Origin of the sequence: Nocardiopsis sp. CNT312 (assembly GCF_000515115.1) — a bacterium.
Lineage (GTDB): Bacteria > Actinomycetota > Actinomycetes > Streptosporangiales > Streptosporangiaceae > Nocardiopsis.
In genome coordinates, this window is the sequence record NZ_AZXF01000026.1 from 56,831 (window position 1) to 80,482 (window position 23,652).

Sequence of the window (23,652 nt, forward strand, 5' to 3'; positions counted from 1 at the left end):
CCCGAAGGAACACCCATGCTCGTTTACACGGTGCGGCGCCTCTTGGGCGCGGTGCCCGTCCTCGTCCTCGCGTCGATCCTCACCTTCGTCCTGATCGACGTCTCCGGCGATCCGCTCGCTGACCTGCGCCTGCAGCAGCCGCCGCCGGATCCCTCCGTCATCCAGCTCCAGGAGGAGCGGCTCTACCTCGACCGCTCCATGGCCGAGCGGTACTGGCTCTGGGTCACCGGCATCGGCGGCAACGGCGATATCGGCCTGCTCCAGGGCGAGTTCGGCCCCTCAACGCAGAGCACCACCTACGACATCGGCGCGAATATCGCCGAACGCCTGGGCGTCACGCTCCGCCTGGTGGGCGCGGCGATGGTCCTCGCCTTCGGCCTGGCCGTCCTGACCGGGGTCGTCAGCGCCATGCGGCAGTACTCCAAGGTCGACTACACGCTGACGTTCATCGGCTTCCTCGCCCTGGCCATGCCCACCTTCTGGTTCGCCGGGATCATGCAGAGTGCCGGTGTGGGCTTCAACGAACTCGTCGGCACCCAGGTCTTCGCCACGATCGGCGACGGCACCTACCAGGCCCAGGGCCAGGACCTGTGGGGCAGGATCACCAACGCCTTCGCCTACATGACCCTGCCCACGATCGTGCTCATGCTGACCACCTTCGCCTCGTGGAGCCGCTACCAGCGCACCTCCATGCTGGAGGTGCTCAACAGCGACTACGTGCGCCTGGCCCGTGCCAAGGGGCTGCCCGAACGCGTGGTGATCCGCCGCCACGCCCTGCGCACCGCCCTGATCCCGCTGACCACGGTGACCGCAGTGGGCATGGCCGCGATCATCGACGGCACGGTCCTGACCGAGCGCGTCTTCCAGTGGCGCGGCCTCGGCGAGTTCTTCATCGCCGCGGTCGACAGCAACGACTCCTACGCGCTGATGGCCTGGCTGATGCTCAGCGGCACCACCGTCATCGTCGCCAACCTCATCGCCGACCTGCTGTACGGCGTGCTCGACCCGAGGATCCGCTATGAGTGAGAAGACGCTGCCGGACACGGGGCCGCGCGCCCGGGCAGAGGCGGTGGGCGGCCCCGAGCGCACCCAGATGCAGATGATCGTCCGCCGGTTCCTCCGCCACCGGCCCGCCATGGTCAGCCTGGCCGTCCTGGCGGTGATCACCGCCTTCGCCTTCCTCGGTCCCCACCTCTGGGCCTGGGACCACAGGGTCCACGGCGAGATCCCGCCGAGCGTCCCGCCCGGCGGGGACCACCCCCTGGGCACCACCAGAGCCGGGCACGACGTCCTGGGCCAGCTCATGCGAGGCGCCCAGCAGACGCTGAAGGTGGCCCTCACCGTGTCGGTCCTCAGCACCGTCGTCGGCTCCCTCTGGGGCGCGGCCGCCGGGTACTACGGGGGCCGGACCGACGCGCTGATGATGCGTGTGGTGGACGTGTTCATGATCGTTCCGCTGCTGGTCATGGTCGCCGCGATCTCGGGCACCGTGCGCGGCGGCACTACCTGGTGGGCGGTGTCCCTCATCATCGCGGTGTTCTCCTGGGCCCAGATCGCCCGTGTGGTCCGCGGCGTCGTGCTCTCGCTGCGGGAACAGGAGTTCGTGGAGGCGGCCCGGGCCGCGGGTGCCTCACCGTGGTGGATCATCGTCCGGCACCTGTTGCCCAACGCCGCCGGACCCATCATCGTCGCCGCGACCCTCCTCATCGCGGTGGCCATCCTGCTGGAGGCGGGGATGTCCTTCCTCGGCTTCGGCATCCAACTCCCCGACATCTCCCTGGGCCGAATGATCGACGACGCCCGGACGGCGGCCACCACCCGGCCCTGGCTCTTCTACCCGCCGGGCGTCCTCCTGGTGGTCATCTGCCTCACCGTCAACTTCATCGGCGACGGCCTCAGGGACGCCCTGGACCCGCGACAGACCATGGAGCGCCGATGACCGTGACGACCAGTGCAGGCGGTGCGGGGACCGACCCCGTGCGGCCGGACGACGAGGCGGTCCTGGAGGTCACCGACCTCAGCGTGGACTTCACCTCCGAGGACGGGCCGCTCCGGGCGGTCCGGGGCGTCTCCTACACGCTGCGCAGGGGCGAGGCGCTGGGGATCGTCGGCGAGTCCGGGTCGGGCAAGTCGGTGGCCTCGATGGCGGTCATGGGCCTGCTGCCCAAGAACGCGCGCGTCTCCGGATCGGCGAAGGTCCTGGGCCGGGAGGTCCTGGGACTGCCCGACTCCGAGATCAGCAAGGTGCGGGGCGAGCGGATCGCCATGATCTTCCAGGACCCGCTGACCTCGCTCAACCCCGTCTACACCGTCGGGTACCAGATCGCCGAGGCCGTGCTCGCGCACCGCAGGGTGGGCCGGGCACGGGCCCACGAGCGGGCTCTGGAACTGCTGAGGCTGGTGGGCATCCCCCACCCCGAACAGCGCGTCAAGCAGTACCCGCACGAACTGTCGGGCGGCATGCGCCAGCGCGTGGTGATCGCGATCGCGATGGCCAACGACCCCGACGTCATCGTCGCCGACGAGCCCACGACCGCCCTGGACGTCACCGTCCAGGCCCAGGTCTTGGAGGCACTGAACGCGGCCCGTCGCGAGACCGGGGCCGCGCTGGTGCTCATCACCCACGACCTGGGAGTGGTGGCCGGGCACGTCGACCGGGTCGCCGTGATGTACGGCGGCCGCGTGGTGGAGTCGGGGCCGGTCCAGGAGGTGTTCCACAGTCCCCGCATGCCCTACACCCTGGGGCTGCTCGGCTCCCTGCCGAGGCTGGACGGGGACCGTGCCACGCGCCTCACCCCGATCCGGGGCACCCCGCCCGCCCTGAACGCGATGCCCGCCGGGTGCGCGTTCGCACCGCGCTGCCCCATGGCCCGGGACCGGTGCCGTGACGAGGAACCGGCCCTGTCCGCCACGGATGCCCCCGGCCACACCGCGGCCTGCCACTACAGCGGCGAACTGGACGGTGTCGGCCCCGCCGACCTGTTCGGCGACGGCACCGCGGCGGCCGGAAGGGAGCGCACCCGGGCCACGGGTGCACCGGTCCTGACCGTCAACGACCTGGTGAAGAACTTCCCGATCCGCTCCAAGGGGCTGCTCCGGCGCAAGGTCGGCGAGGTACAGGCGGTCTCGGGGATCTCCCTGGAACTGCGGGAGCGGGAGACGCTCGCGCTGGTGGGCGAGTCCGGCTGCGGCAAGTCCACCACCGCGCGGATGCTGCTGCGGCTCATCGAACGGAGCTCCGGGGAGATCGTGTACCGGGGGCAGCCCCTGCACGATCTGTCCCCCCGACGGATGCGTCCGCTCCGCCACGAACTCCAGATCGTGTTCCAGGACCCCTTCGCCTCCCTCGATCCGCGCATGACCGTCGCCGACCTCGTCGGCGAACCGCTGCGCATCCACGGTGAGCGTGCCGGACGGGCACGGGAGCGGGCCGGAGACCTGCTGGACCTGGTCGGCCTCGACCCCGCACACGGCTCCCGCTACCCGCACGAGTTCTCCGGCGGTCAGCGTCAGCGGATCGGGATCGCCCGCGCCCTGGCGCTCCAGCCGAAGGTGCTCGTCCTGGACGAGCCCGTGTCGGCCCTGGACGTGTCCGTCCAGGCGGGGGTCATCAACCTCCTGGAGGACCTCCAGGAGGAACTGGGGCTGTCCTACCTGTTCGTCTCGCACGACCTGTCGGTGGTCCGGCACATCGCGGACCGGGTAGCCGTGATGTACCTGGGCCGCATCGTGGAGACCGGCCCGACCGAGCGGCTGTTCCGCGAGCCGACGCACCCCTACACCCAGGCGCTGGTCTCGGCCATCCCCCTGCCCGACCCGGTGCGGGAGCGTGAGCGCGAGCGGATCCTCGTGACGGGTGACGTGCCCAGCCCGGCCGACCCGCCGTCGGGCTGCCGGTTCCGGACCCGGTGCCCGAAGTTCGCCCACGGGCTCTCCGAAGGAGAGCGGACGCGCTGTGTCGAGGAGCCGCCGGAGCTGCTGGACCGGGGATCGGGCCACCGCGACGCGTGCCACTACTCGGAGGCCGTCGAACTCCTGTGAACCCGGGCCCCGCCGGTATCGGGCCGGTGGCGTGTAGTGCGGCGACGCACCACACGCCACCGGCCCGACGTGTGCCCGGCCCGACGTGAACCGCGGGGCGGCAGCGGGAGAGAAGGGTACGGGGACGCCCGGCCGGGGCCGCGGGGCACCTGGACGCGTTCGCGTACGGAGAGCGTCACCTTCCGTTACGTTCGTGGTGTCGGCGCCCGTCCGGCGCCTTCCCCGACCGACGATCTCACGAGGAGATCCATGACCACCGCAGTTCCCCGCGGCCCGCGTCCCGGAGCGGGCCGCGCCTTCGCCTGCCGGCCCCGCCTCGCCGCGGCCGCGCTGGCCGTGCTGCCCCTGGCCGTCCTGGCACCGGCCCCCTCCGCGTTCGCCGACTCGCTCGACGAGCGCCAGGCCCTGGCCGACCTGCGCACCGACATCGACGCCCTCCTGGCGGACCCGTCCCTGACGGGCGCGGTCTCCGGGGTGGTCGTCGCCGACCCCGAGACCGGAGAGCGGCTCTACGAGCGCGACGGCGGCGAGCCCCTGGTCCCGGCCTCCGCCATGAAGCTCTTCACCACGGCGGCGGCCCTGGAGCTGCTGGGCACCGACCACACGTTCACCACCGAGGCAGTGGCGGACCGGCGGGGCCGGAGCCGTTCGGTGGGTGACGTGTACCTGGTCGGCGGCGGCGACCCGGCCCTGACCGTCGACGATCTGGACGCCATGGCCGCTGAGGTGGCCGCCTCGGGTGTGCGCGGGGTGCGCGGGGACGTGGTCGCCGACGACACCTGGTTCGACGACGAGCGGCTGGTCGACGACTGGTGGCCCTCGGACGAGCCCTACGCCTACTCTGCGCAGATCTCCGCCCTGACCGTCGCCCACGGCGAGCGTCTCGACACCGGTGTGACCGAGGTGGTGGTCACCCCGGCCGCCGAGGGCGAGCCGGTCAGGGTGGACCTGGGCGCGGCCGAGGGCTACATGGAACTGGACAACAGCGCTGTCACCGTGGCGGCGGGCGGGAGCGGCTCCGTCGTCGTTGACCGCCCCACCGGAACCAACACCATCACGGTCACCGGCACCCTGCCGGAGGGCGCCGCACCGGTGGTGCGCCTGCGCACCGTCGACGAGCCCGCCGTGTTCACCGCGCACCTGTTCCGCAGGGCGCTGGAGCGGCACGGCGTCACGGTTCGCGGCGACGTCTCCCCGGGGCGGGCGCCCGAGCGCCACCGGCGGATCGACGTGCTCGCCGACCACGAGTCCGAGGAGTTGGGCGAGCTGCTGCCCGCGCTGCTGAAGTTCAGCAACAACGGCCACGCGGAGATGCTGGTCAAGACCCTCGGCAGGGAGACCTCCGGCGAGGGCTCGTGGTCGTCCGGCGGGGCGGCCGTGGAGCGGGCGGTGTCCGGGCTCGGCGTGGACACCTCCGGCCTGGTCTTCCACGACGGTTCGGGGCTCTCGCGCACCGACCGGATCACCGCGGTCTCGCTCACCGAGCTGCTCGACCACAGCCGTGAGGCGTCCTGGTACGGCACTTGGTCGGAGGCGCTCCCGTTGGCGGGCGACCCCGACCCGTGGGTGGGCGGCACCCTCGCCGGCCGGATGGGCGGCACGGCCGCGGACGGCGTGGTCCGGGCCAAGACCGGCACGATGACCGGGGTCAGCGTCCTGTCGGGCTACGTCACCGGCCCCGACGGAGACCAGCGCGTGTTCGCCATCGTCAACAACGGCCACACCGGCCGGGTGCCCTGGCCGGTACAGGACGCGATCGCCGTCCGGCTTGCCGAGTACCTGGGCCACGAGGCCGTCATCGCGCTGCGCGCCGAGAGAGCGCCGGGGCCGAGGGGCAGCAGGGAGCTGGAGTGCTCCTGGGAGCTGACCTGCTGACAGGCTGATGCGGGAAGGGGCGGGTCGTGTTCCGCCTGCCGCCTCCTGTCCACGGGCTGTGGACAGGAGGCGGTCTCCTACCAGGAGCGGCGGCCGAGGAAGGCGAGCAGGCGGGTCTGCTCGTCCGCGCCCTCCGGGGCGTCCAGCGCGGGCCCGAAGCCCTTCCCGCCGCGCAGGTGCTCCCCGAACCCGTCGGCGGTCGTGCGCACCCACCGGACGTCCCCGGGGTCGAGGCGCTCGTCCTGCCCCGTGGAGCAGCACAGGTCCCAGCGGTGGAGCACCAGGTCGAAGCAGAGGAACCGCTCGACCGCCGCGGCGAAGGTCGTCCGGCCGAAGAAGCCGTCGAACCCAGTACCGGCGCGTCCGGGGTCGTTCAGGTCCGCCAGGACCGTCGCCCGGGCGGCGTCCCAGGCGGCTCCGGGCCCCGATGCCACCGGGGGGATCCCGTCGAAGGGGCGGCCGACCAGGCCCAGGAACATGCCCTGGGTCTCCACCACGTGCCCGACGACGTCCAGGGCGGTCCACCCCTCGCAGGGCGAGGGGCCGGACCAGCGGTCGTCGGGTACCGCGGCGATCACGTCAGCGAAGCCGGTGGCCAGTCGGTCGTAGTATTCGGCGGTGCCGCCCATGGCGGTGTCCCTCCCAGATCGGTGTCGGACTCCGATTCTCGTGCGGGCCTCCTCGGGTGTCTTGGACGAACGCGACAGGACACGTGTTCGAAAGTCCTACGATGGGGGCGTGTACCCCCTCCCAGTCGACCAGGACGCACGCGGCATCCTCGACCCGGTGACCGGGCTGACCCGGTTCCGGCTCGACCGGTACGCGCCGTCCGGCCCCGTCGCCCGCCTCGTGGACCGCTACTGGCTCTCCTCGTGGGATCTGGCCGACCGCGAACCGCACGCCCAGCGTGTGTTCCCGCACCCGGTGGTCAACGTGGTCCTCACCATCGGCACCGCCACGGTGCACGGCCCCGCCACCGGCGTCCGCACCCAGAGCCTGGAGGGCACAGGGTGGGCGCTGGGGGTGATGTTCCGGCCGGCCGGGTTCCGCCCCCTCCTCGGGTGTCCGATGCGCACGATCGTGGACGCCGCACTGCCGTGGCCGGAGGTCCTCGGGGCGGACGCGCCCCGCGATGAGGACCCACGGACCCTCATCGCCGCGGTGGACCGGTTCCTGGCCTCGCGGCTGCCCGGGAGCCGGCACCCCGCCGAGGACACGGCCGCCCTCGTGGAGAGGATCGCGGCCGATCCCGCGGGCATCGGGGTGGAGGCACTGGCCGAGCGCGAGGGGACGACGGTCCGCTCGCTCCAGCGCCGGTTCGCCGACCACGTGGGGCTCTCGCCCAAGACCGTGATCCGCCGCTACCGCTTCTACGAGGTTGCCGAGCGGGCCCGGACCGGGCCCACGCCCGACTGGTCGGCCCTCGCCGCCGACCTGGGGTACAGCGACCAGTCGCACCTGATCCGCGACTTCACGGCCGTGGTGGGCGCACCCCCGGCGCGCTACGCGGCGCGGAGCCGGTCGTGACCGTCCGCCCGTGACCTTGTGGTTCACGTTCCGTGAGGAACCCGGAACCACCGTGTTGTTTCGGGTATTCCCTGGTGGAGAGGATGACCGTGTTCTACGTTTTTGCGGCAAGTGAGGCAAGTGCAGCAAGTGCGGCCTTGGGTCGGTGGAGAGCCACGCCGCCCTCTAGGTGTATCCTCGTCGGCTCCGGCGTATCTGCCCCCAGAGCGTCGCGGATAACCGCTCGGTAGCGATCCGTGGAACTTCAGAACCTTTTCCCTGGATGCGCGTCAAACAGGGCAGAGGCAAGAGCGCACACGACGCACCCGGTGTTCAAGATGGAGGTCCAGACGTGACGGGCAAGACCCACCAGGCGGCGCTGCGCCGGCTCGGCATCGGACTGGCGGCGTTCGCGCTCGCGGCCACCGCCTGTACGTCAGGCGGTGCGGAGACACAGAGCACGGAAGAACCGGTGGTCGACGCCGCCCCCGCGGAACTGACCATCACCCCCGCGGACGGTGGCGTCGACATCGCCCCCAACTCCCCGGTCAGGGTGATCGCCGAGAGCGGCACCATCACCGACGTCCGGGTGGAGCAGGCCTCCGCGACGGAGCAGGAGCACAACCGCGGGCTCTTCGACATGACCGGGACCCTCAACGCGGAGGGGACCGAGTGGGTCAGCGACTGGAACCTGGACCCCGGTGCGGATGTCGTGGTCACGGCCCTTGCCGAGAACGAGGCCGGTGAGACGACCGAGTCCGTCCACGAGTTCTCCACCCTCGACGCCACCCCCGGCCGACGGCTGGAACTGGCCTCGAACTTCCCCACCAGCGGTGACACCGTCGGTGTCGGCATGCCCATCGTGATCAACTTCGACCTGCCCGTCACCAACAAGGCGCAGGTGGAGAACGCGATGGAGGTCATCGCCGACCAGGAGATCTCCGGTGCCTGGAACTGGGTGTCGGACAAGATGGCCGTCTTCCGCACCGAGGAGTACTGGGAGCCCTACCAGAGCGTCACCGTCGACCTCCACCTGGCGGGCGTCGAGGCCTCCGAGGGCGTGTACGGCGTCAGCGACCACCGGATCGACTTCGAGATCGGCCGCGAGCTCATCGCCACGATGCACGTGCCCGACCACGAGATGGTCATCACCATCGACGGCGAGCAGGACCGCGTCATCCCGGTGAGCAACGGCCAGGGCACTCGCCACTTCGACACCACCTCCTCCGGCGTCCACGTGCTCATGGAGCGCTACCGGCACCTGACCATGGACTCCGCCACCGTCGGCATCCCCGCCGACGAACCGGGCTCCTACACCGTGGACGTGCAGTACGCGGTCCGCACCTCCAACAGCGGCGAGTTCGTCCACGAGGCCTCCTACAACCCCTCCATCGGCTCCGCCAACACCTCGCACGGGTGCACCAACGTGGGGCTCTCGGACGCGCAGTGGTTCTACGAGAACACGCTCATGGGCGACGTCCTCGACACCACCGGCACCTCCCGCGAGTTCCAGTGGAACAACGGCTGGGGCTACTGGCAGATGACCTGGGACGAGTGGCTGGGCAACAGCGCCACCGGCGAGCCCCAGAACACCGACGGCTCCGGCACCCCCGGCTCCGTCCACGGCGAGGGCCTGTAGCACCCGCTCGGCCCGAGCACGGATGAGGGGCGCTGGGAACCCGACGGGTCCCGGCGCCCCTCGCGCTCTCCCCGCGGCCGTGCGGGCCGGTCTCACCAGGCGCGCACACCGCCGATGGGAGCCGGCAACTGTTCGTTGAGCCAGGTCCAGGTGCCGTCGTTCTCGGTGAAGCGGCGCTGGACGCGCTCCACCTCGGTCAGAGGCGAGGTGAACACCGGGCGCCAGGCCCCCGCCGCACGTTCCTCCAGGTAGAGGCTGTGCGCGTCGGCGCGCATGTTCACCGCCTGAAAGGTGTGGGAGGAGCCGTTTCTGAGCTGGACACGGAAATAGGCCATGGGTTTTCCCGGATTCTCGTGATTGTCCCGCGAAAAGAAAGAAGGTCGGCGCTCTTCGACGGTGCAGGCGCCGCGCCGTGTGTGCCTGCGCGGACGGCTGTCCCGGGCACGGTACTGCTCGCGTCCTCGGACTCTACTGGGGCCGTACACCGCCCGGAGCCAAACAACAGGTTTCCCCCGGGAGAATTCTCCCCCCGAGGTGCCAGACATGGCAGATGAAAGCGAAATTTCACTTCCCAAACCGAGTGGGGCTAAGAATGAGATTGTTCCACTGCTGATCCGCTGGTCCCGTCCGCGGCCAGGAGTGCCCGTGCCTCCATGAGGGCGAACCCCAGCAGGTTGAGGCCGCACCAGCGTGCGGGGTCCCCGGCGGCCTCCTCGCCCGCCGACAGCCCGATCCCCCACACCCGGTCCCGGGGGCTGGCCTCGGCCAGGACCCGGTTGCGCGTGCCGAGCAGGAAGGCCTCCAGTTCGGCGCTCTGGCCGAACTTGGCGAGGCTGCCCCGCACGACGATCCCGAAGCGCGCCGCCTCCCAGGCCGCCTGCTCGAAGCCGCGCCCCCGGCGGCCGAGCGCCTTGGCGTCTCGGGGGTGGCCCGCGGTCAGGATCCGGTCGAGGGCCTCACGGTCCCCGAACAGCCGCGCCTTGCCCGCCATCATGTAGTGCTCGGCGGTCGGATAGGAGACCCCGTCCACGGTGAAGGCGGCGGGCCACCACTGCGACAGGCAGCTCGCCGACACCTCGCCCGACGGGTGCGGCCGGTGGCCCCAGAAGTGCAGGAACTTCACCGGCCCGCCCGCCGCCACGAGTTCCGCCACCGAACGTGCGTCCACCGGTCTCCGCGTCTCCACCATGGCCGACATCGTCGCAGGCATCCTCGACGGTTCGGTACCGGTTTTCGGTCGAGCCGCCAGCCGTTCCATGCCCTGGAGTGATCGAATGGGTGTGATGAGTCATCACGTCTTCCGGGGGCGGTGCTGCCGAGCCCCGGGACGCCGTTCGCGGGAGGGAACCCATGGGCAAGCAGACGATCGGACCGCTCGGTGACATCGCGGGCCTCCTCGCGAGGCTGGCGGCCGGGACCGTGTTCGTCTACCACGGCCTGCCCAAGCTGCTGGACCCGTCGGGCACGTCCGAGTTCTTCGGGATGCTGGGGATCCCGTTCCCGCAGATCGCCGCGGTCTACGGGGGAGTGGTGGAGGTCGTCGGCGGTCTCATGCTGGCATTCGGCTTCGCGCTGCCCGTGGTCGGGGCCCTGCTCTTCCTCCAGATGGCCGCCGCCTACGTCTTCGCCCACCTCGGCCAGCCCCTCGAGGAGTGGGAGCTGGCGCTGGTCCTGGGGACGTCTGCGCTGGCACTGGGCTTCTCGGGCGGCAGGCTCGCCCTCGACCGCCTCATGCCGTGGGGCCGCCGGTCCGAGGAGAGGTAGGGGGCTGCCCTCGGGTTCCGGGGCTTCTGTCTCTCGACCTGTCCGTGTGAAGAACGGGCAGGTCTTTTTTATTCGCATTCATGTTTCGATTTTTGGTTTGCGGATATTTTCGCGTTTTTGAGGGGCAATTTAATATGAACACGAATCCATGCAGACTGCGGGGGCCACGTATTCCGGGTCCGTCCCCACCCCGGGCACCGGCCTCCTCCGTCGAATCGGAGTACCGTGCCCGAACAGGTCACAGAAACGGTTCCCCCGGCCCCCGGGGCCGGCAGCTGCGGATCACCGGCCGGGGCGGAAGCGCTCAGTACGGGGCGGCGGTGCTCGTCACCACCGATCACGTGGTCACCTGCACCCACGTCGTCAAGGACGCCACGGGCGGGGAGACAGGGACCGGCATCCGGGTCAGGATGGACGCCCCAGGCGGTGGCGATGTGGCTTGGCCGCCACTCGCGGTCACGCGAAACACAGGGTTCACGCGCGAACAGAGTCGCCGAAACACGTTCTTTCTACCGTCGAACCCATGGACACACCGCTGTATACACGCCTGGAACCCGCGGCATCGCGCCGCGATCGGGTCTATGTGCAGTTGCGCGAGGAGGTCCTGAGCGGGCGGGTCACCCCCCGCACACGCCTGGGCGAGGTCCGCCTGGCCGAGCACTTGGGCGTCTCCCGCACCCCCGTGCGCGAGGCCCTCGCACGCCTGCACTCCGACGGCCTCGTCGAGCGCCGCGAGAACGGCTTCTACGTTACCGTCCCCAACCTCCCCGAGCTCCGCGACCTCTACGAACTCCGGGTCACCCTCGAACTGCGGGGCATCGCCCGCGTCATCGAGGACCCCGACCTCACCCACGACCGCGTCGTCCTCACCGCCGAGCTCGAACGCTGGGAGAAGCTGCGCGCCGACCCTCCCGCCCCCGACCCCTCGTTCGTCCTCCTGGACGAGGAGTTCCACGCCGCCCTCTCCCGCACCTCCGGCAACCACGCCCTCACCGAGTCCCTCGTCTCCGTCAACCACCGCATCCGCCGCGTGCGCATGTACGACTTCCTGACCGAGGACCGGATCACCTCCACCATCACCGAGCACATCGACATCGTCGAACTCCTCCTCGACGGTGCGCTCGACGCCGCCTACCGCGCCCTGCACGAACACGTGGGCGCCTCCATGGAGGTCGTCCTCGAACGCGCCCAACGCGCCCTGACCCAGATGGCGCTCCACGCCGACACACTCTGACACCAACCCGCTTCCCGGCACACCGGACCCGGGGGGTAAGGAGAGCCACCATGTTCGACTCCGTGCTCGTCGCCAACCGCGGTGAGATCGCCTGCCGCGTCATCCGCTCCGCCCGGGAACTGGGCCTGCGCACCGTCGCTGTCTACTCCGACGCCGACGCGGGCGCGCCGCACACCCGGCTCGCCGACGAGGCCGTCCGGCTCGGCCCGGCACCGGCCGCCGAGAGCTACCTGAACACCGCACGCGTACTCGGCGCGGCCGCCGCCACAGGGGTCGGCGCCGTCCACCCCGGCTACGGCTTCCTGTCCGAGAACGCCGCCTTCGCCCGCGCCGTGGAGGCGGCGGGCCTGGTGTTCGTCGGCCCCGAACCCCGCCACCTGGAGGAGTTCGGCGACAAGCACACCGCCCGCGCGGCCGCCGCCGCTGCCGGGCTGCCCATGGTGGCGGGCAGCGGCCTCCTCGCCGACGCCGGTGCCGCGGTCGCCGCGGCGGAGGACATCGGATATCCGGTCATCCTCAAGTCGACCGCCGGAGGCGGCGGGATCGGTCTGCTGCCCTGCGACGACGAGGCCGCGCTGCGCTCCGCCTTCGACCGGGTGAGCCGACTGGCGAAGACCCACTTCGGCGGGGGCGGCGTGTTCCTCGAACGCTTCGTCCCCCGCGCCCGTCACATCGAGGTACAGGTCTTCGGCGACGGTACCGGCCGCGTCGTCACCCTCGGGGACCGCGACTGCTCCCTCCAGCGCCGCAACCAGAAGGTCGTGGAGGAGGCACCCGCCCCCGGCCTGCCCGGGGACCTGCGCGCCGAACTCCACCGCACCGCCCGCGCGCTGTGCGCCGAAGCCGCCTACCGCAGCGCCGGAACGGTGGAGTTCGTCTACGACGTCGACCGCGGTGAGGCGTCCTTCCTGGAGGTCAACGCCCGGCTCCAGGTGGAGCACCCGGTGACCGAGGAGGTGACCGGGGTCGACCTGGTCGCGTGGATGCTGCGGCTGGCGCGCGGTGAGGACGTCCTCGACGGCGTCCCCCCGGAGGGGCCGGTGCCGACCGGCCACGCCGTCGAGGCCCGCGTGTACGCCGAGGACCCCGCACACGACTTCCGGCCCAGCTCCGGCCTGCTCACCCGGGTGGAGACGCCCGCCGGGGTGCGCGTCGACGGCTGGGTGGAGACCGGCCAGCGCGTCACCAGCGACTACGACCCCATGCTCGCCAAGGTCATCGCCGCCGGGGCGGACCGGGCCCAGGCCCTGGACCGGCTCGGCGCGGCCCTGGCCGAGACGCGGATCGACGGCGTCCAGACCAACCTGGGCCTGCTGCGTGCCCTGACCGCGCATCCGGAGGTCCGCGAGGCCGCCCACACCACCGCGACCTGTTCCGGTGTCGGCGATCCGGAGCCGCGGATCGAGGTCGAGCGCGCCGGAACCCTCACCACCGTGCAGGACTGGCCCGCCCGTACCGGCTACTGGCAGGTGGGCATCCCCCCGTCGGGGCCCATGGACGACCTGTCCTTCCGGCTGGGCAACGGTGCGCTGGGCAACCCCGAGGGCGCCCCCGGACTGGAGTGCACCGTCGAGGGGCCCGCCCTGCGGTTCAGTGCGCCGGCGACGGTGTGCGTCACCGGCGCGCCCGCCCGTGTCACCCTCGACGGCGAACCGGTGCCGCAGTGGGAGCCGGTGGAGGTGCCGGGCGGCGGTGTGCTCGACGTCGGGTTCGCCGACGGTCCCGGCATGCGCACCTACGTGCTCGTGCGCGGCGGCCTGGACGTGCCCGCCTACCTCGGCAGCGCCGCCACGTTCACCGCCGGGGAGTACGGCGGCCACAGCGGACGCGCCCTCCGGCTCGGCGACGTGCTCCGCCCCGCCGCCCCCGGCGCCGGCGCTTTGGACCCGCGTCCGGTCCCCGAAGCCGACCGCCCCGACTTCCTCGCCCCCGTCGAGGCGGGAGAGGGCACCGGCGCGCACTGGGACGTCGAGGTCTCCGAGGGGCCGCACGCCGCCCCCGAGTTCCTCACCCGCCAAGGCCTGGCCGACTTCTACGCGGCCTCCTGGAAGGTGCACCCCCAGTCCGCCCGCAACGGCGTCCGCCTCTCCGGCCCCAAGCAGAGCTGGGCCCGTCCCGACGGCGGCCAGGCCGGGCTGCACCCCTCCAACATCCACGACAACGCCTACTCCGTCGGCGCGGTCAACCTGTCCGGTGATACCCCGGTCCTCATGGGCCCCGACGGTCCCAGTCTTGGCGGGTTCGTCTGCCCCGTCACCGTGGTCACCGGTTCCCGGTGGAAGGTCGGCCAACTGCGCCCCGGTGACACCGTCCGGTTCCACCCGGTGACCGAGGCCGCCGCGGAGAAGCTGCACACCACCCCGACGGCCGCGCCGCTGCTGCGCTCCAGCGGCGGCGACGGCGACGACGGGGTCCTCGCACGGATCCTGCCCGGCGAGGGCACCCCCGAGGTCACCTACCGCCGCAGCGGACACGACAACCTGCTCGTCGAGTACGGACCCATGGTGCTGGACCTGGGGATGCGCATGCGCGTCCACGCGCTCATGGCCGCGCTGGCCGAGGCGGCTCCGAAGGGCATCGTCGACGTGACCCCGGGCGTGCGCTCCCTGCACTTGCACACCGACCCCGAGGCGCTGCCGCTGCGCTCGCTGCTCGGCCTCCTCCAGGAGATCGAGGAGGGGCTGCCGCCCACCTCCCGCCTGCGGGTGCCCAGCCGCACCCTGCACCTGCCGCTGTCCTTCGACGACCCGTCGATCCACGAGGCGATCAGCCGCTACGAGACGAGTGTGCGCGACGACGCGCCCTGGAACCCCGACAACATCGAGTTCATCCGCCGTATCAACGGCCTCGACACGGTGGAGCAGGTGCGCGACACCGTCTTCGACGCCTCCTACCTGGTGCTGGGCCTGGGTGACGTGTACCTGGGCGCACCCGCCGCCACCCCGCTTGATCCGCGTCACCGGCTGGTGACCACCAAGTACAGCCCGGCGCGCACCTGGACGCCGGAGGCCGGGGTGGGGATCGGCGGTGCCTACCTGTGCGTGTACGGCATGGAGAGCCCCGGCGGCTACCAGCTCATCGGCCGCACTGTGCCCATCTGGTCCGGTCTGCGCCAGTACGGGCCCTTCGAACCGGGGACCCCCTGGCTGTTGCGGTTCTTCGACCGGCTCACCTGGTACCCGGTGGAGAAGGAGGAGCTGCTGGACATCCGCGCCGACCTCCTTGCCGGACGCCACGAGCTGGAGATCAGCGACGGTGAGTTCGTCCTCGCCGACCACGAGCGCTTCCTCGCCGAGAACGCCGACTCCATCCGGGTCTTCCGCGAGCGCCAGGACGCAGCCTTCGAGGCCGAGCGGCAGCGGTGGGAGGCGGCGGGCGAGTTCGAGGACCGCCCCGAGCCCGAACCCGTCGCCGACGCCGGGGTGCTGGACCTGCCGCCCGGCGCGGGCCTGGTGGAGTCACCGCTGTCCGCCTCGGTGTGGAAGGTGGACGTCCGCCCCGGAGACACCGTCGAGGAGGGGCAGCCCGTCGTCGTCCTGGAGGCCATGAAACTGGAAGTGGTGGTCCGGGCCCCCTGCGCGGGAACGGTCTCCGACATCCTGGTCGCACCGGGCCAGCACCTCGATCCCGGGCGTGCCATGGCCGTGATCACGCGAGGAGGAGACGCCTGATGCCCACCCCGACCGACCGCGTCCACGAGGCCTACCGCAGGATCGCGGCGGCCGACCGCCCCGAGGTCTGGGTCACCCTGCGTCCCGAGCGGGACGTGGCTTTGGAGGCCGAGGCGGTGGAGGAGCGCCTCGCGGCGGGGGAGGACCTGCCGCTGGCGGGCGTCCTCGTCGCGGTCAAGGACAACATCGACGTGGCCGGCCTGCCCACCACGGCGGCGTGCGAGGAGTACGCCTACACGCCCGAGCGCAGCGCCACGGCGGTGCGGCGGCTGGCGGCGGCCGGCGCCCTGGTGCTCGGCAAGACCAACCTGGACCAGTTCGCCACGGGCCTGGTCGGCACGCGCAGCCCCTACGGGGCGGTCCGCCACGCGCACCGCCCCGAGCGAATCTCCGGCGGCTCCAGTTCGGGTTCGGCGGTTGCCGTCGCCCTGGGGATCGCCGACGCGGCCCTGGGCACCGACACGGCCGGGTCGGGCCGGGTGCCCGCTGCGCTGCACGGGATCGTGGGGCTCAAGCCCTCGGTGGGGCTCGTCCCCGCTACCGGGGTGGTCCCGGCGGCCAGGCCCTACGACTGCGTCACCGTGTTCGGTCCGGACTTGGCGTCGGCGACGGCCGTGCTCAAGGTGATGACCGGCCCCGACCCCGAGGATCCGTACAGCCGCACCTGGCCCGCTGACACCAGGCTGGCCCCGCGCGGTGCCGGAAGGGTGGCCGTCCCGACCAGCGACGGGCTGGCGGTGCTCAGCGCCGCCGAACGCGCGTCCTTCCGCGCCGCCGCCGACCGCCTGCGGGAGACCGGCGCGGAGATCGGGGAGGTGGACGTGGCACCGCTGCTGGAGGCGGCCCGGCTGCTCTACGACGGCGCGCTGGTCGCCGAGCGCTACGCCGCCGTGGGCGATTTCCTGGAGGGCGAGCCCGCGTCGGCCGATCCCACGGTGTCGGGGATCATCCTGGCCGCGGCGGACCTGGCCGCGCCCGCGCTCGCCGCCGACCAGCAGCGGCTGGTCGCCTACCGGTCGGCCGCGCGCGAACTGCTGGCCGGGTTCGACGCGCTGATGCTGCCCACCACCGTGGGCCATCCCACCCTGGAGGAGGTGGCGGCCGACCCGGTGGGGGTGAACTCGCGGATGGGCACCTACACCAACTTCGTGAACCTGCTGGACCTGTCGGCGGTGGCGGTTCCGGTGGGGGAGGCGGACGGGCACGATTTCGGGGTGACCCTCGTCGGCCGGGCTTTCGAGGACCAGGTGGCCTTGGACCTGGCCGCCGCCCTGACGGGCCTCCCAGCGGGGGAGGTGTACCCGGAACCGGGCGTGGAGCTGGCCGTGTTCGGGGCGCACCTGCGCGGGCAGCCGCTCAACCACCAGCTCACCGACCTGGGGGCGCGGTTCGTGCGGGAGGCGCAGACCAGCACGGACTACCGGATGTACGCCCTGGCCACCACACCGCCCAAGCCGGGGTTGCAGCGGGTGGACGAGGGCGGGGCAGCGATCCGCTGCGAGGTCTGGCGGGTCTCCCCTGCGGGGCTGGGCGCGTTCCTGGCCGCGTTGCCCGCACCGATGGCGCTGGGTTCGGTCACCCTGGCCGACGGCCGTTCGGTGGTGGGTTTCGGCTGCGAGGCCGCCGCTGTGGCCGGGGCCGAGGACATCACCGGCCACGGCGGGTGGCTCGCCTACCTGGCCTCCCGGGAGGCCAGGCAGGCACTGGACGTGTCATAGAGCGCCCGGACGCGGACGACCCCCTCGTCGCCCGGGCGGTGGGGCACCGTGGCGCTGTGGTGTTCACGAGCGGCCCCGCTCGCATCACTGCTTCTGTGGATGACACCGGCTCTGACGATGCGCACGTGGTCGCCGTGTGACCTCCGCAGTCCCGTTGCTGCGGCCCCGGCTCCGGGACCCTCCCGGCCGGCCGTCCCGTTTTGCCCTTCCAGGGCGTCTGTCCTAGAGTTCCGGCGTTCCTCTAGGACAGACGTCCTGGAGGTGGGAGAGCGCAGCGGGGTGGACTCCGGTGGACACACGGCAGCGGATCGTGGACGCCGCGCATCGGCTGTTCTACGAGCAGGGGTTCGATCGGACCTCGTTCGCCTCGGTCGCCGAGAACCCGTTCGTGGTCCACGGCGTGGTGACTGCGGAGGTCGTCGGCGTCGCCCCGAACCTGACCGACCCGCGGCTGCCCTTTCTCGCCGCCTGAAGGATCGAGGAGGCCATGGATCTCTTCACCGCCCCGGACGGCCGTCCCCGCTGCGCCTGGGCCGGCGCCACACCGGAGATGCTCGCCTACCACGACACCGAGTGGGGATTCCCGGTCACCGACGACCGAAGGCTCTTCGAGAAGGTCAGCCTGGAGGGGTTCCAGTCCGGGCTGAGCTGGCGAACGATCCTGGACAAGCGGGAGAACTTCCGCCAGGCCTTCGCCGGGTTCGACTTCCACGCCGTGGCGCGCTTCGATGAGGCGGACGTCGAGCGCTTGCTCGGCGACGCCGGGATCGTCCGGCACCGGGGCAAGATCGCGGCCGTGATCGCCAACGCCGGCGGGGCGGTGGAGCTCCAGAGGGAGGCTGGGTCGCTGGCGGCGTTCTTCTGGCGCCACGAGCCCCCTGCGGACGAGGTGGACCCGCCGCAGAGCGCGACCTTCTCCCCGGCGTCGGTGGCGCTGTCCAAGGACCTGAAGAAGCGTGGCTGGAGGTTCGTCGGGCCGACGACCGCGTTCGCGTTCATGCAGGCGATGGGGCTGGGGAACGACCACGCCGCCGGATGCGCCCTGCGTCCCGCCGTGGCGGAGGCCCGCAGGGGGTTCACACCGCCGAAATGACGGTGGTCCCGTCCACACGCGCCGGTGGACGGGACCGCCGCCACACGGTGTCAGCCTTGGGAGCCGGTCCCGCCAGCCGGGGCGGAGGCCGGGACCTTGCGGTAGTGCTGGTTGCGGAGGCTCAGGATGACCGAGCCCAGCACGGTGGCGATCAGCGACGCGATCAGCACACCCGACTTGGCGTGGGTGAGGTGCTCGGCCGACCCGGCGAAGGAGAGTTCGGCGATGAGCAGGGAGACGGTGAAGCCGATCCCCGCGAGCAGCGACATCCCGACGAGGTCGACCCACTTCAGGCTGGGGTTGAGTTCGGCCGAGGTGACCTTGGTGGTCACCCAGGCTCCGCCGACGATCCCGAGGACCTTGCCGACCACCAGGCCGAGGATGATGCCGAGCCCGGCCGGATCGGTGAACACCGCCCCCATGCTGTCGAAGACCACGCCCGCGGAGAAGAAGGCGAAGATCGGCAGGGCCAGGCCCGCGGACCAGGGGCGCAGCATGTGCTCGACGCGGTGGCTGGGGTCCTGGATCTCTCCGGGCAGGGTCGTGGTGCGCATGAGCAGACCCATGGCCACACCGGCGATGGTGGCGTGGACGCCGCTCTCGTGAACGAGGAACCAGATGACGGCGGCCAGCGGGACGTAGACGATCCAGTTGGGCAGCGCGGAGGCGTTGAGCTTGGCGGCCAGCCCCTTGCCGCGCTGGAGGTAGGCGAAGACGGCGAGGAGGACGGCGGCCGCACCGAGGGCGACGAAGTTGATGCCGCTGGTGTAGAAGACGGCGATGACGATGACGGCGCCGAGGTCGTCCACGATCGCCAGGGTCAGCAGGAAGGTGCGCAGCGGGGTCGGCAGGTGGCGGCCGACGACGGCGAGGATCGCCACGGCGAAGGCGATGTCGGTGGCCATCGGGATGCCCCACCCGCCGATGGTCTCCGGGGAGGAGAGGTTGATCGCCACGTAGATGCCGGCGGGGATGACCATGCCGCAGATGGCGGCGACGATCGGCAGCATGGCGCGCCGCGGGTTGCGCAGTTCGCCGTGGACGAACTCCTCCTTGAGTTCGTTGCCGACGACGAAGAAGAACACCGCGAGCAGTCCGTCGGCGGCCCAGGTCTCCAGACTCAGGTCGAGGTGGAGGGCGTGGGGGCCGATCGTGATCTCGCGCAACTGCTCGTAGACCTCCCCGAAGGGGGAGTTGATCCAGATGAGGGCCAGGAGCGCCGCGCCGATGAGGATGAAGCCCCCGACGCTGTCACTGCGCAGTACGTTGGCGAAACGGGCGAGCGGTGAGGTCTCTGGGGTGGGGCTTACGTCCGGGTCGATGCTCATGTGCGGTTCTCCAAGGCGTGACTCGTCAGGGACACGCCGACCAGTCTTCCCGGCTCACCTCACGGAGCGCTCTTCGCCCCGCCCTGTTCGCGGACCTTTCGCGGAGGTCCGTCGGTCTTCCGGAGACGGTCGGGTGGACCGCGCCCCGGAGATGGGAACCAACGGGTTGGTTGGTTCTTCGCCGAACCCTAACCGAATCCGGTCTTCGGGTAGCGAACCTCCGACCCTGTGATAACAGGCAAAGGCCATCATATGCTAACGAATCGGGCCTACTGTCCAACACGGTTCGTGTGATGTGGCCCACCGGCGAGTGCCTTCCCCCCGGTGTGTGGGGTGGAGTGGTCGACGGCAGAGGACTCCTACCCGAGAAGCGGGTGCTTGATGTTCCTGTTCTCCCTGAGTGAAATGTGACTCGGGTCGCAGGGGTGTCCCTTTCCCTGTCGCGCGGCCACCCGTGAGCGGGTGTGGCGTGACCCACCTCACCCGCGTACAGTCCGAAGAGGAGTGCCGGAAAGACTGGTCGGCGTTGAACACTCCTATCGGAAACCAGGCGTCTGATGCTCGATTCCCACGTGCGCGGTGCGTACGTCTACCGAACCGAATCCGGGGCGCAGAGCGTGCGCTCCTGGTGCGAGGCCCAGATCGCCCGATCCCCCGGGCCCGTGTCGCTGCCCGAGATCCCCACGGGGCTCGGCGGCACGCGGGCGTTCCGCGTGGAGGGGGGGACGGGTACCCCGGCCGTTCTGCTCAACGGCACCAACTTCAACACCGCCACCGCGGTCGGACCCATGCGGACCCTGTCACGGGACCGGACGGTGATCTCGGTGGACGTCCCCGGCCAGCCCGGACTCAGCTGCGGGGTCCGACCCAAGGCCCCGCGGTCGGCCGCCTACGGGGCCTGGCTGGACGAGGTTCTGCCCGCGGTCACCAACACGCCGGTGATCGTGGTCGGCCACTCGCTCGGGGCGGCGATCGCCCTCTCCGCAACGCCCTCGCCCCTGGTCAGGGCCCTGCTCCTGGTCTCCCCCGCGGGCCTCACAGCGGCGGGGATGGCGCCCGAGGTGATGCGGGCGGTCCTGCCGTGGATGATCGGCCCCCGCGACAGCAAGAGCACCCGGCTGCTCAACGTTATGAGCGGCCCGGGCGCCGTCGTCGGCACACACCCGCTCGCGCCGTGGATGACCCTCGTCGGCAAGCACTGCCGGACCGCCCTGGCCCCGGGCCCCCTCACCATGGAGTGCCTGCGCCCGTGGTCGGACACCCCGGTCCTCGTCGCCACGGGCTCCGATGACACCTTCTTCTCCCCGGCACGGCTGCACGGCCCGGCCCGCCGACTCCTCGGCACCGACGTGCACGTGCTGGAGGGGGCCGGGCACCTGTCCCTCTTCGAGCGGCCCGAACGGGTCTCCGAACTCCTCAGGGACCTCGACTGAGCCCCGTTCCCCGCCCGCGGCGCCGTCAGGGCGTCGGCTCGGGTGCCCACGGGGCTGGCGGGTGGGGGGTTGTGCCGTAGGCGTCCGTTGAGGGTGGTGGCGGGCTGGCGGGTGGGGGGTTGTGCCGTAGGCGTCCGTTGAGGGTGGTGGCGGGCTGGCGGGTGGGAAGGGGAGCGAAAGCCCGAGAAAAGCACGGCGAAGGGCGGCCCGCACCGTGCGCGGGCCGCCCCGGGGCGGGCTCATCCGCCCTCGGGCCAGCTCACCTCTCCGGCGATGTGCACGGCCTCGATGAAGGTTGGGCGGAAGAACGGCTCCAGATCGGGGATCTCCTCCAGCTGGCCGTACTCCTTCAGGATGGCGGCCTCCTCCTCGGTCTTGTTCAGGTCGATGTAGCCGAGCGGTTTGCCCTCCACGGTGTAGCTGCTGACCAGTTCCTGCTCGGCGTCCCAGATGCGGAGGTTGTGGTCGACGTCGTACCCGTAGCTCTCGGGGTTCTCCGCGTCCAGCGCGGCGGCGTACTCGACGCACTCTCTGGCGTTCTCCTGGCAGTACTCGAAGGCCTGGGCCATGGCGCGCAGGAAGTCCTCGACGGCGGTGGGGTGGGCGTCGGCGAAGTCGGGGCTGGTGGCCATCACGCCGAAGGAGCCCGCCACCCCGAACTGCTCGGGCAGCCACTCGATGAACTGGGCGCCCATGGCTTCGAGCAGGAAGGGCTCGTTGGAGCGGTAGCCGGTCAGCGAGTCGACCTCGCCCGCCGGGAGGATGGAGGGGTCGTAGCCCACCAGCTCCTGTTCGATCTCGTCCAGGTCCACTCCCTCGCTCACCAGCATGGCCGCCACCGGGGGCGGCAGCATGCCCTTGTGGCCGAGGACGGTGCCCTCAAGGTCGGTGAGCTCGTCGACCCCCTTCGGGGTCATCAGGTTCGCGATGCCCACGTGACCGTAGGTGGCGATGCCGACGATGCCGATCCCCTGCTCGTTGGCCTGGATGATCTCGCCCTCGTTGCCCAGGGACGTGAACTGCACGCCGCCGTCGGCCACGGAGCGGGCGTTGCCGATCGTGTTCCCACTGCCCGGCGCGATCTCGACGTCGAGGCAGAGGCGGTCGAAGTAACCGAGGGCGTCGGCGGCGACCGCCTCCAGGATGCTCACCGAGGACTGGTACTGGTAGCCGGTGAGGTAGGTGACCGTGCCGATGGCACGGTTGGTGGCGCACCGATCGTCGTCGACCACGGTGGCTTGCTGGGGCTCCTGCGGGGTCTCGGCGGCGTTCGTACCGCAGGCGGTGGCCAGGAGGAGGGTCGAGGCGGCTGCCGCGCAGGCGGTGAGCGGATGCCGTCTCGGAGGGCGGGGGGCGGGGGTGGACATGTGGGTCTGCTCCTTCGCGGGGGAGGGGCGGCTCCGCGGAATCGGACGGCGTGCGGAGCGCTGGTGTGCCCCGTGGCTGGGTTGGGCGTGGCCGCTGAGTGGCTCAGAGTGTCCGACCGGTCACTGTATATGGTGGCGTGGTGGCGGTCGGATACGGGGCGGCGTGAAGGAGGGTGGGGGGATGTCGCCCCCAGAAGCCGCGTGTGGATGCCCGGGGTCGGCCCGTGGACTCACACAGCAGGGCACCCTAGCTCCCGGATGCCACCGGGACATCAGTGGTGTCACGTATGTCCCGCGGGAGACGTGCGCCGAAACGGGAAAGGGGCCCGAGAAGCCGCGTGCGGTGCGGTCCTCGGGCCCCGGTGCCCTTGTTCCCGTCCGGTGGACGGACCCGGCTCAGGGAGCGGGCGGGCTTACTCGTCCCAGACGAGCTCACCGTCGGAGTGGACGGCCTCCAGGTACTCGGGGGCGAAGAGGGGCTCCAGCTCCGGCAGCTCCTCCAACTGGCCGTACTCCACGATGGTGCTGCCCTCGGCCTCGGTCAGGGCCAGGTCGATGTAGCCGTACGGGCTGCCGTCCGGGGTGGACTCCACGACCAGCGCGCTCTCGGCCTCCCACACCTTGAGGTTGTGGTCGACGTCGTACTCGGCGCCGGCGAGCTCGGCGGCGTACTCGACGCACTCCTGGCCGTTCTCGACGCAGTAGTCGAAGGCCCGCGACATGGCGCGCAGGAAGTCCTCCACGACCGTCGGGTTGGCGTCGGCGAAGTCGGGGCTGGTGGCCATCACGCCGAAGGAGCCCGTGACGTCGTACTCCTCGGGCATCCAGGCGGTGTAGTCCTCGCCCATGGCCTCCAGCTGGAAGGGCTCGTTGGAGCGGAAGGCGGTCAGGGACTGCACCTGGCCGCGGGGCAGGACGGAGGGGTCGTAGCCCACCTCCACCTGCTCGACCTCGTCCATGTCCACCTCAGCGGTGTTGAGCAT

19 protein-coding genes are annotated in these 23,652 nt (G+C 71.4%); 13 read left to right on the forward strand and 6 right to left on the reverse strand.

Features of this window, described 5'->3' with window-relative positions; all coding sequences use genetic code 11:
* The first annotated feature begins 15 nt into the window (after positions 1 to 15).
* The 4 genes from B042_RS0113210 to dacB all read left to right on the forward strand — a co-directional run bounded on the left by B042_RS0113210 (position 16) and on the right by dacB (position 5,916).
* Entirely contained in the window at positions 16 to 1,026 is a 1,011-nt protein-coding gene (locus B042_RS0113210; protein ID WP_028648696.1) for an ABC transporter permease, read from the forward strand.
* Positions 1,019 to 1,939, forward strand: a complete 921-nt coding sequence (locus B042_RS0113215; protein WP_028648697.1) for an ABC transporter permease — start codon at positions 1,019 to 1,021, stop codon at positions 1,937 to 1,939. Before B042_RS0113210 ends, B042_RS0113215 begins: the two co-directional genes overlap by 8 nt.
* Positions 1,936 to 4,041 carry an ABC transporter ATP-binding protein gene (locus B042_RS0113220; RefSeq protein ID WP_028648698.1) on the forward strand — a complete coding sequence of 702 codons (2,106 nt, stop codon included), beginning with the start codon at positions 1,936 to 1,938 and terminating at the stop codon, positions 4,039 to 4,041. Before B042_RS0113215 ends, B042_RS0113220 begins: the two co-directional genes overlap by 4 nt.
* Before the next feature lie 249 nt (positions 4,042 to 4,290).
* Positions 4,291 to 5,916, forward strand: coding sequence for a D-alanyl-D-alanine carboxypeptidase/D-alanyl-D-alanine-endopeptidase (gene dacB / locus B042_RS0113225; protein WP_028648699.1), 1,626 nt, complete (start codon positions 4,291 to 4,293; stop codon positions 5,914 to 5,916).
* A 77-nt stretch (positions 5,917 to 5,993) separates the two neighbouring features.
* On the opposite strand, the gene B042_RS0113230 is transcribed toward dacB, so the two are convergent.
* On the reverse strand, positions 5,994 to 6,545 hold the full coding sequence (locus tag B042_RS0113230) for a TIGR03086 family metal-binding protein (RefSeq protein ID WP_028648700.1): 552 nt from the start codon (positions 6,543 to 6,545) through the stop codon (positions 5,994 to 5,996).
* Between the two features lie 109 nt (positions 6,546 to 6,654).
* Here B042_RS0113230 and B042_RS0113235 point away from each other — a divergent pair, with 109 nt between their 5' ends.
* The gene (locus tag B042_RS0113235) at positions 6,655 to 7,443 is read left to right on the forward strand and encodes an AraC family transcriptional regulator (RefSeq protein WP_028648701.1); all 789 of its coding nucleotides are present in this window, start codon (positions 6,655 to 6,657) and stop codon (positions 7,441 to 7,443) included.
* A gap of 331 nt (positions 7,444 to 7,774) precedes the next feature.
* Entirely contained in the window at positions 7,775 to 9,061 is a 1,287-nt protein-coding gene (locus tag B042_RS0113240) for an Ig-like domain-containing protein (protein ID WP_028648702.1), read from the forward strand.
* A gap of 92 nt (positions 9,062 to 9,153) precedes the next feature.
* On the opposite strand, the gene B042_RS0113245 is transcribed toward B042_RS0113240, so the two are convergent.
* Together B042_RS0113245 and B042_RS23105 are read right to left on the reverse strand one after the other, a co-directional pair.
* Positions 9,154 to 9,396: a hypothetical protein gene (locus B042_RS0113245; protein ID WP_028648703.1), complete on the reverse strand. Its 243-nt coding sequence runs from the start codon at positions 9,394 to 9,396 to the stop codon at positions 9,154 to 9,156.
* Positions 9,397 to 9,647: 251 nt separating this feature from the next.
* Positions 9,648 to 10,271, reverse strand: a complete 624-nt coding sequence (locus tag B042_RS23105) for an NADAR family protein (RefSeq protein WP_231494009.1) — start codon at positions 10,269 to 10,271, stop codon at positions 9,648 to 9,650.
* A 140-nt stretch (positions 10,272 to 10,411) separates the two neighbouring features.
* Here B042_RS23105 and B042_RS0113255 point away from each other — a divergent pair, with 140 nt between their 5' ends.
* The 6 genes from B042_RS0113255 to B042_RS0113280 all read left to right on the forward strand — a co-directional run bounded on the left by B042_RS0113255 (position 10,412) and on the right by B042_RS0113280 (position 18,541).
* Positions 10,412 to 10,825, forward strand: coding sequence for a DoxX family protein (locus B042_RS0113255; RefSeq protein WP_028648704.1), 414 nt, complete (start codon positions 10,412 to 10,414; stop codon positions 10,823 to 10,825).
* Between the two features lie 523 nt (positions 10,826 to 11,348).
* Positions 11,349 to 12,059 (forward strand): GntR family transcriptional regulator, encoded by a 711-nt coding sequence (locus B042_RS0113260; protein ID WP_028648705.1) that lies wholly within the window; start codon positions 11,349 to 11,351, stop codon positions 12,057 to 12,059.
* A gap of 50 nt (positions 12,060 to 12,109) precedes the next feature.
* Complete coding sequence (uca, locus tag B042_RS0113265) at positions 12,110 to 15,730, forward strand: urea carboxylase (protein WP_028648706.1); 3,621 nt, start codon at positions 12,110 to 12,112, stop codon at positions 15,728 to 15,730.
* The gene (atzF, locus tag B042_RS0113270; protein ID WP_028648707.1) at positions 15,730 to 17,448 is read left to right on the forward strand and encodes an allophanate hydrolase; all 1,719 of its coding nucleotides are present in this window, start codon (positions 15,730 to 15,732) and stop codon (positions 17,446 to 17,448) included. The genes uca and atzF overlap by 1 nt, the downstream gene beginning before the upstream one ends.
* 289 nt (positions 17,449 to 17,737) lie before the next feature.
* Positions 17,738 to 17,920: a TetR family transcriptional regulator gene (locus tag B042_RS0113275; protein WP_028648708.1), complete on the forward strand. Its 183-nt coding sequence runs from the start codon at positions 17,738 to 17,740 to the stop codon at positions 17,918 to 17,920.
* Positions 17,921 to 17,935: 15 nt separating this feature from the next.
* On the forward strand, positions 17,936 to 18,541 hold the full coding sequence (locus B042_RS0113280; RefSeq protein WP_028648709.1) for a DNA-3-methyladenine glycosylase I: 606 nt from the start codon (positions 17,936 to 17,938) through the stop codon (positions 18,539 to 18,541).
* A 50-nt stretch (positions 18,542 to 18,591) separates the two neighbouring features.
* Here B042_RS0113280 and nhaA read toward each other — a convergent pair whose 3' ends face one another.
* Complete coding sequence (gene nhaA, locus B042_RS0113285) at positions 18,592 to 19,869, reverse strand: Na+/H+ antiporter NhaA (RefSeq protein WP_028648710.1); 1,278 nt, start codon at positions 19,867 to 19,869, stop codon at positions 18,592 to 18,594.
* Between the two features lie 557 nt (positions 19,870 to 20,426).
* On the opposite strand from nhaA, the gene B042_RS0113290 reads away from it, so the two are divergent.
* A complete protein-coding gene (locus tag B042_RS0113290; RefSeq protein WP_028648711.1) occupies positions 20,427 to 21,302 on the forward strand; it encodes an alpha/beta fold hydrolase in 876 nt (291 codons plus the stop codon).
* A gap of 239 nt (positions 21,303 to 21,541) precedes the next feature.
* Here the strand turns inward: B042_RS0113290 and B042_RS0113295 are convergent, their stop codons facing one another.
* Together B042_RS0113295 and B042_RS0113300 are read right to left on the reverse strand one after the other, a co-directional pair.
* A complete protein-coding gene (locus B042_RS0113295; RefSeq protein WP_028648712.1) occupies positions 21,542 to 22,669 on the reverse strand; it encodes an ABC transporter substrate-binding protein in 1,128 nt (375 codons plus the stop codon).
* Between the two features lie 413 nt (positions 22,670 to 23,082).
* Positions 23,083 to 23,652 (reverse strand): ABC transporter substrate-binding protein (locus tag B042_RS0113300; RefSeq protein WP_028648713.1); only part of this gene is annotated, 570 nt, incomplete at its 5' end.

Excerpts from the sequence above, each read along its gene's own strand:
- B042_RS0113210 (WP_028648696.1), top strand. The coding sequence starts at position 16 with ATGCTCGTTTACACGGTGCGGCGCCTCTTGGGCGCGGTGCCCGTCCTC.
- B042_RS0113215 (WP_028648697.1), top strand. The coding sequence starts at position 1,019 with ATGAGTGAGAAGACGCTGCCGGACACGGGGCCGCGCGCCCGGGCAGAG.
- B042_RS0113220 (WP_028648698.1), top strand. The coding sequence starts at position 1,936 with ATGACCGTGACGACCAGTGCAGGCGGTGCGGGGACCGACCCCGTGCGG.
- dacB (WP_028648699.1), top strand. The coding sequence starts at position 4,291 with ATGACCACCGCAGTTCCCCGCGGCCCGCGTCCCGGAGCGGGCCGCGCC.
- B042_RS0113230 (WP_028648700.1), bottom strand. The coding sequence starts at position 6,545 with ATGGGCGGCACCGCCGAATACTACGACCGACTGGCCACCGGCTTCGCT.
- B042_RS0113245 (WP_028648703.1), bottom strand. The coding sequence starts at position 9,396 with ATGGCCTATTTCCGTGTCCAGCTCAGAAACGGCTCCTCCCACACCTTT.
- B042_RS23105 (WP_231494009.1), bottom strand. The coding sequence starts at position 10,271 with ATGCCTGCGACGATGTCGGCCATGGTGGAGACGCGGAGACCGGTGGAC.
- B042_RS0113255 (WP_028648704.1), top strand. The coding sequence starts at position 10,412 with ATGGGCAAGCAGACGATCGGACCGCTCGGTGACATCGCGGGCCTCCTC.
- B042_RS0113260 (WP_028648705.1), top strand. The coding sequence starts at position 11,349 with ATGGACACACCGCTGTATACACGCCTGGAACCCGCGGCATCGCGCCGC.
- uca (WP_028648706.1), top strand. The coding sequence starts at position 12,110 with ATGTTCGACTCCGTGCTCGTCGCCAACCGCGGTGAGATCGCCTGCCGC.
- atzF (WP_028648707.1), top strand. The coding sequence starts at position 15,730 with ATGCCCACCCCGACCGACCGCGTCCACGAGGCCTACCGCAGGATCGCG.
- B042_RS0113280 (WP_028648709.1), top strand. The coding sequence starts at position 17,936 with ATGGATCTCTTCACCGCCCCGGACGGCCGTCCCCGCTGCGCCTGGGCC.
- nhaA (WP_028648710.1), bottom strand. The coding sequence starts at position 19,869 with ATGAGCATCGACCCGGACGTAAGCCCCACCCCAGAGACCTCACCGCTC.
- B042_RS0113290 (WP_028648711.1), top strand. The coding sequence starts at position 20,427 with ATGCTCGATTCCCACGTGCGCGGTGCGTACGTCTACCGAACCGAATCC.
- B042_RS0113295 (WP_028648712.1), bottom strand. The coding sequence starts at position 22,669 with ATGTCCACCCCCGCCCCCCGCCCTCCGAGACGGCATCCGCTCACCGCC.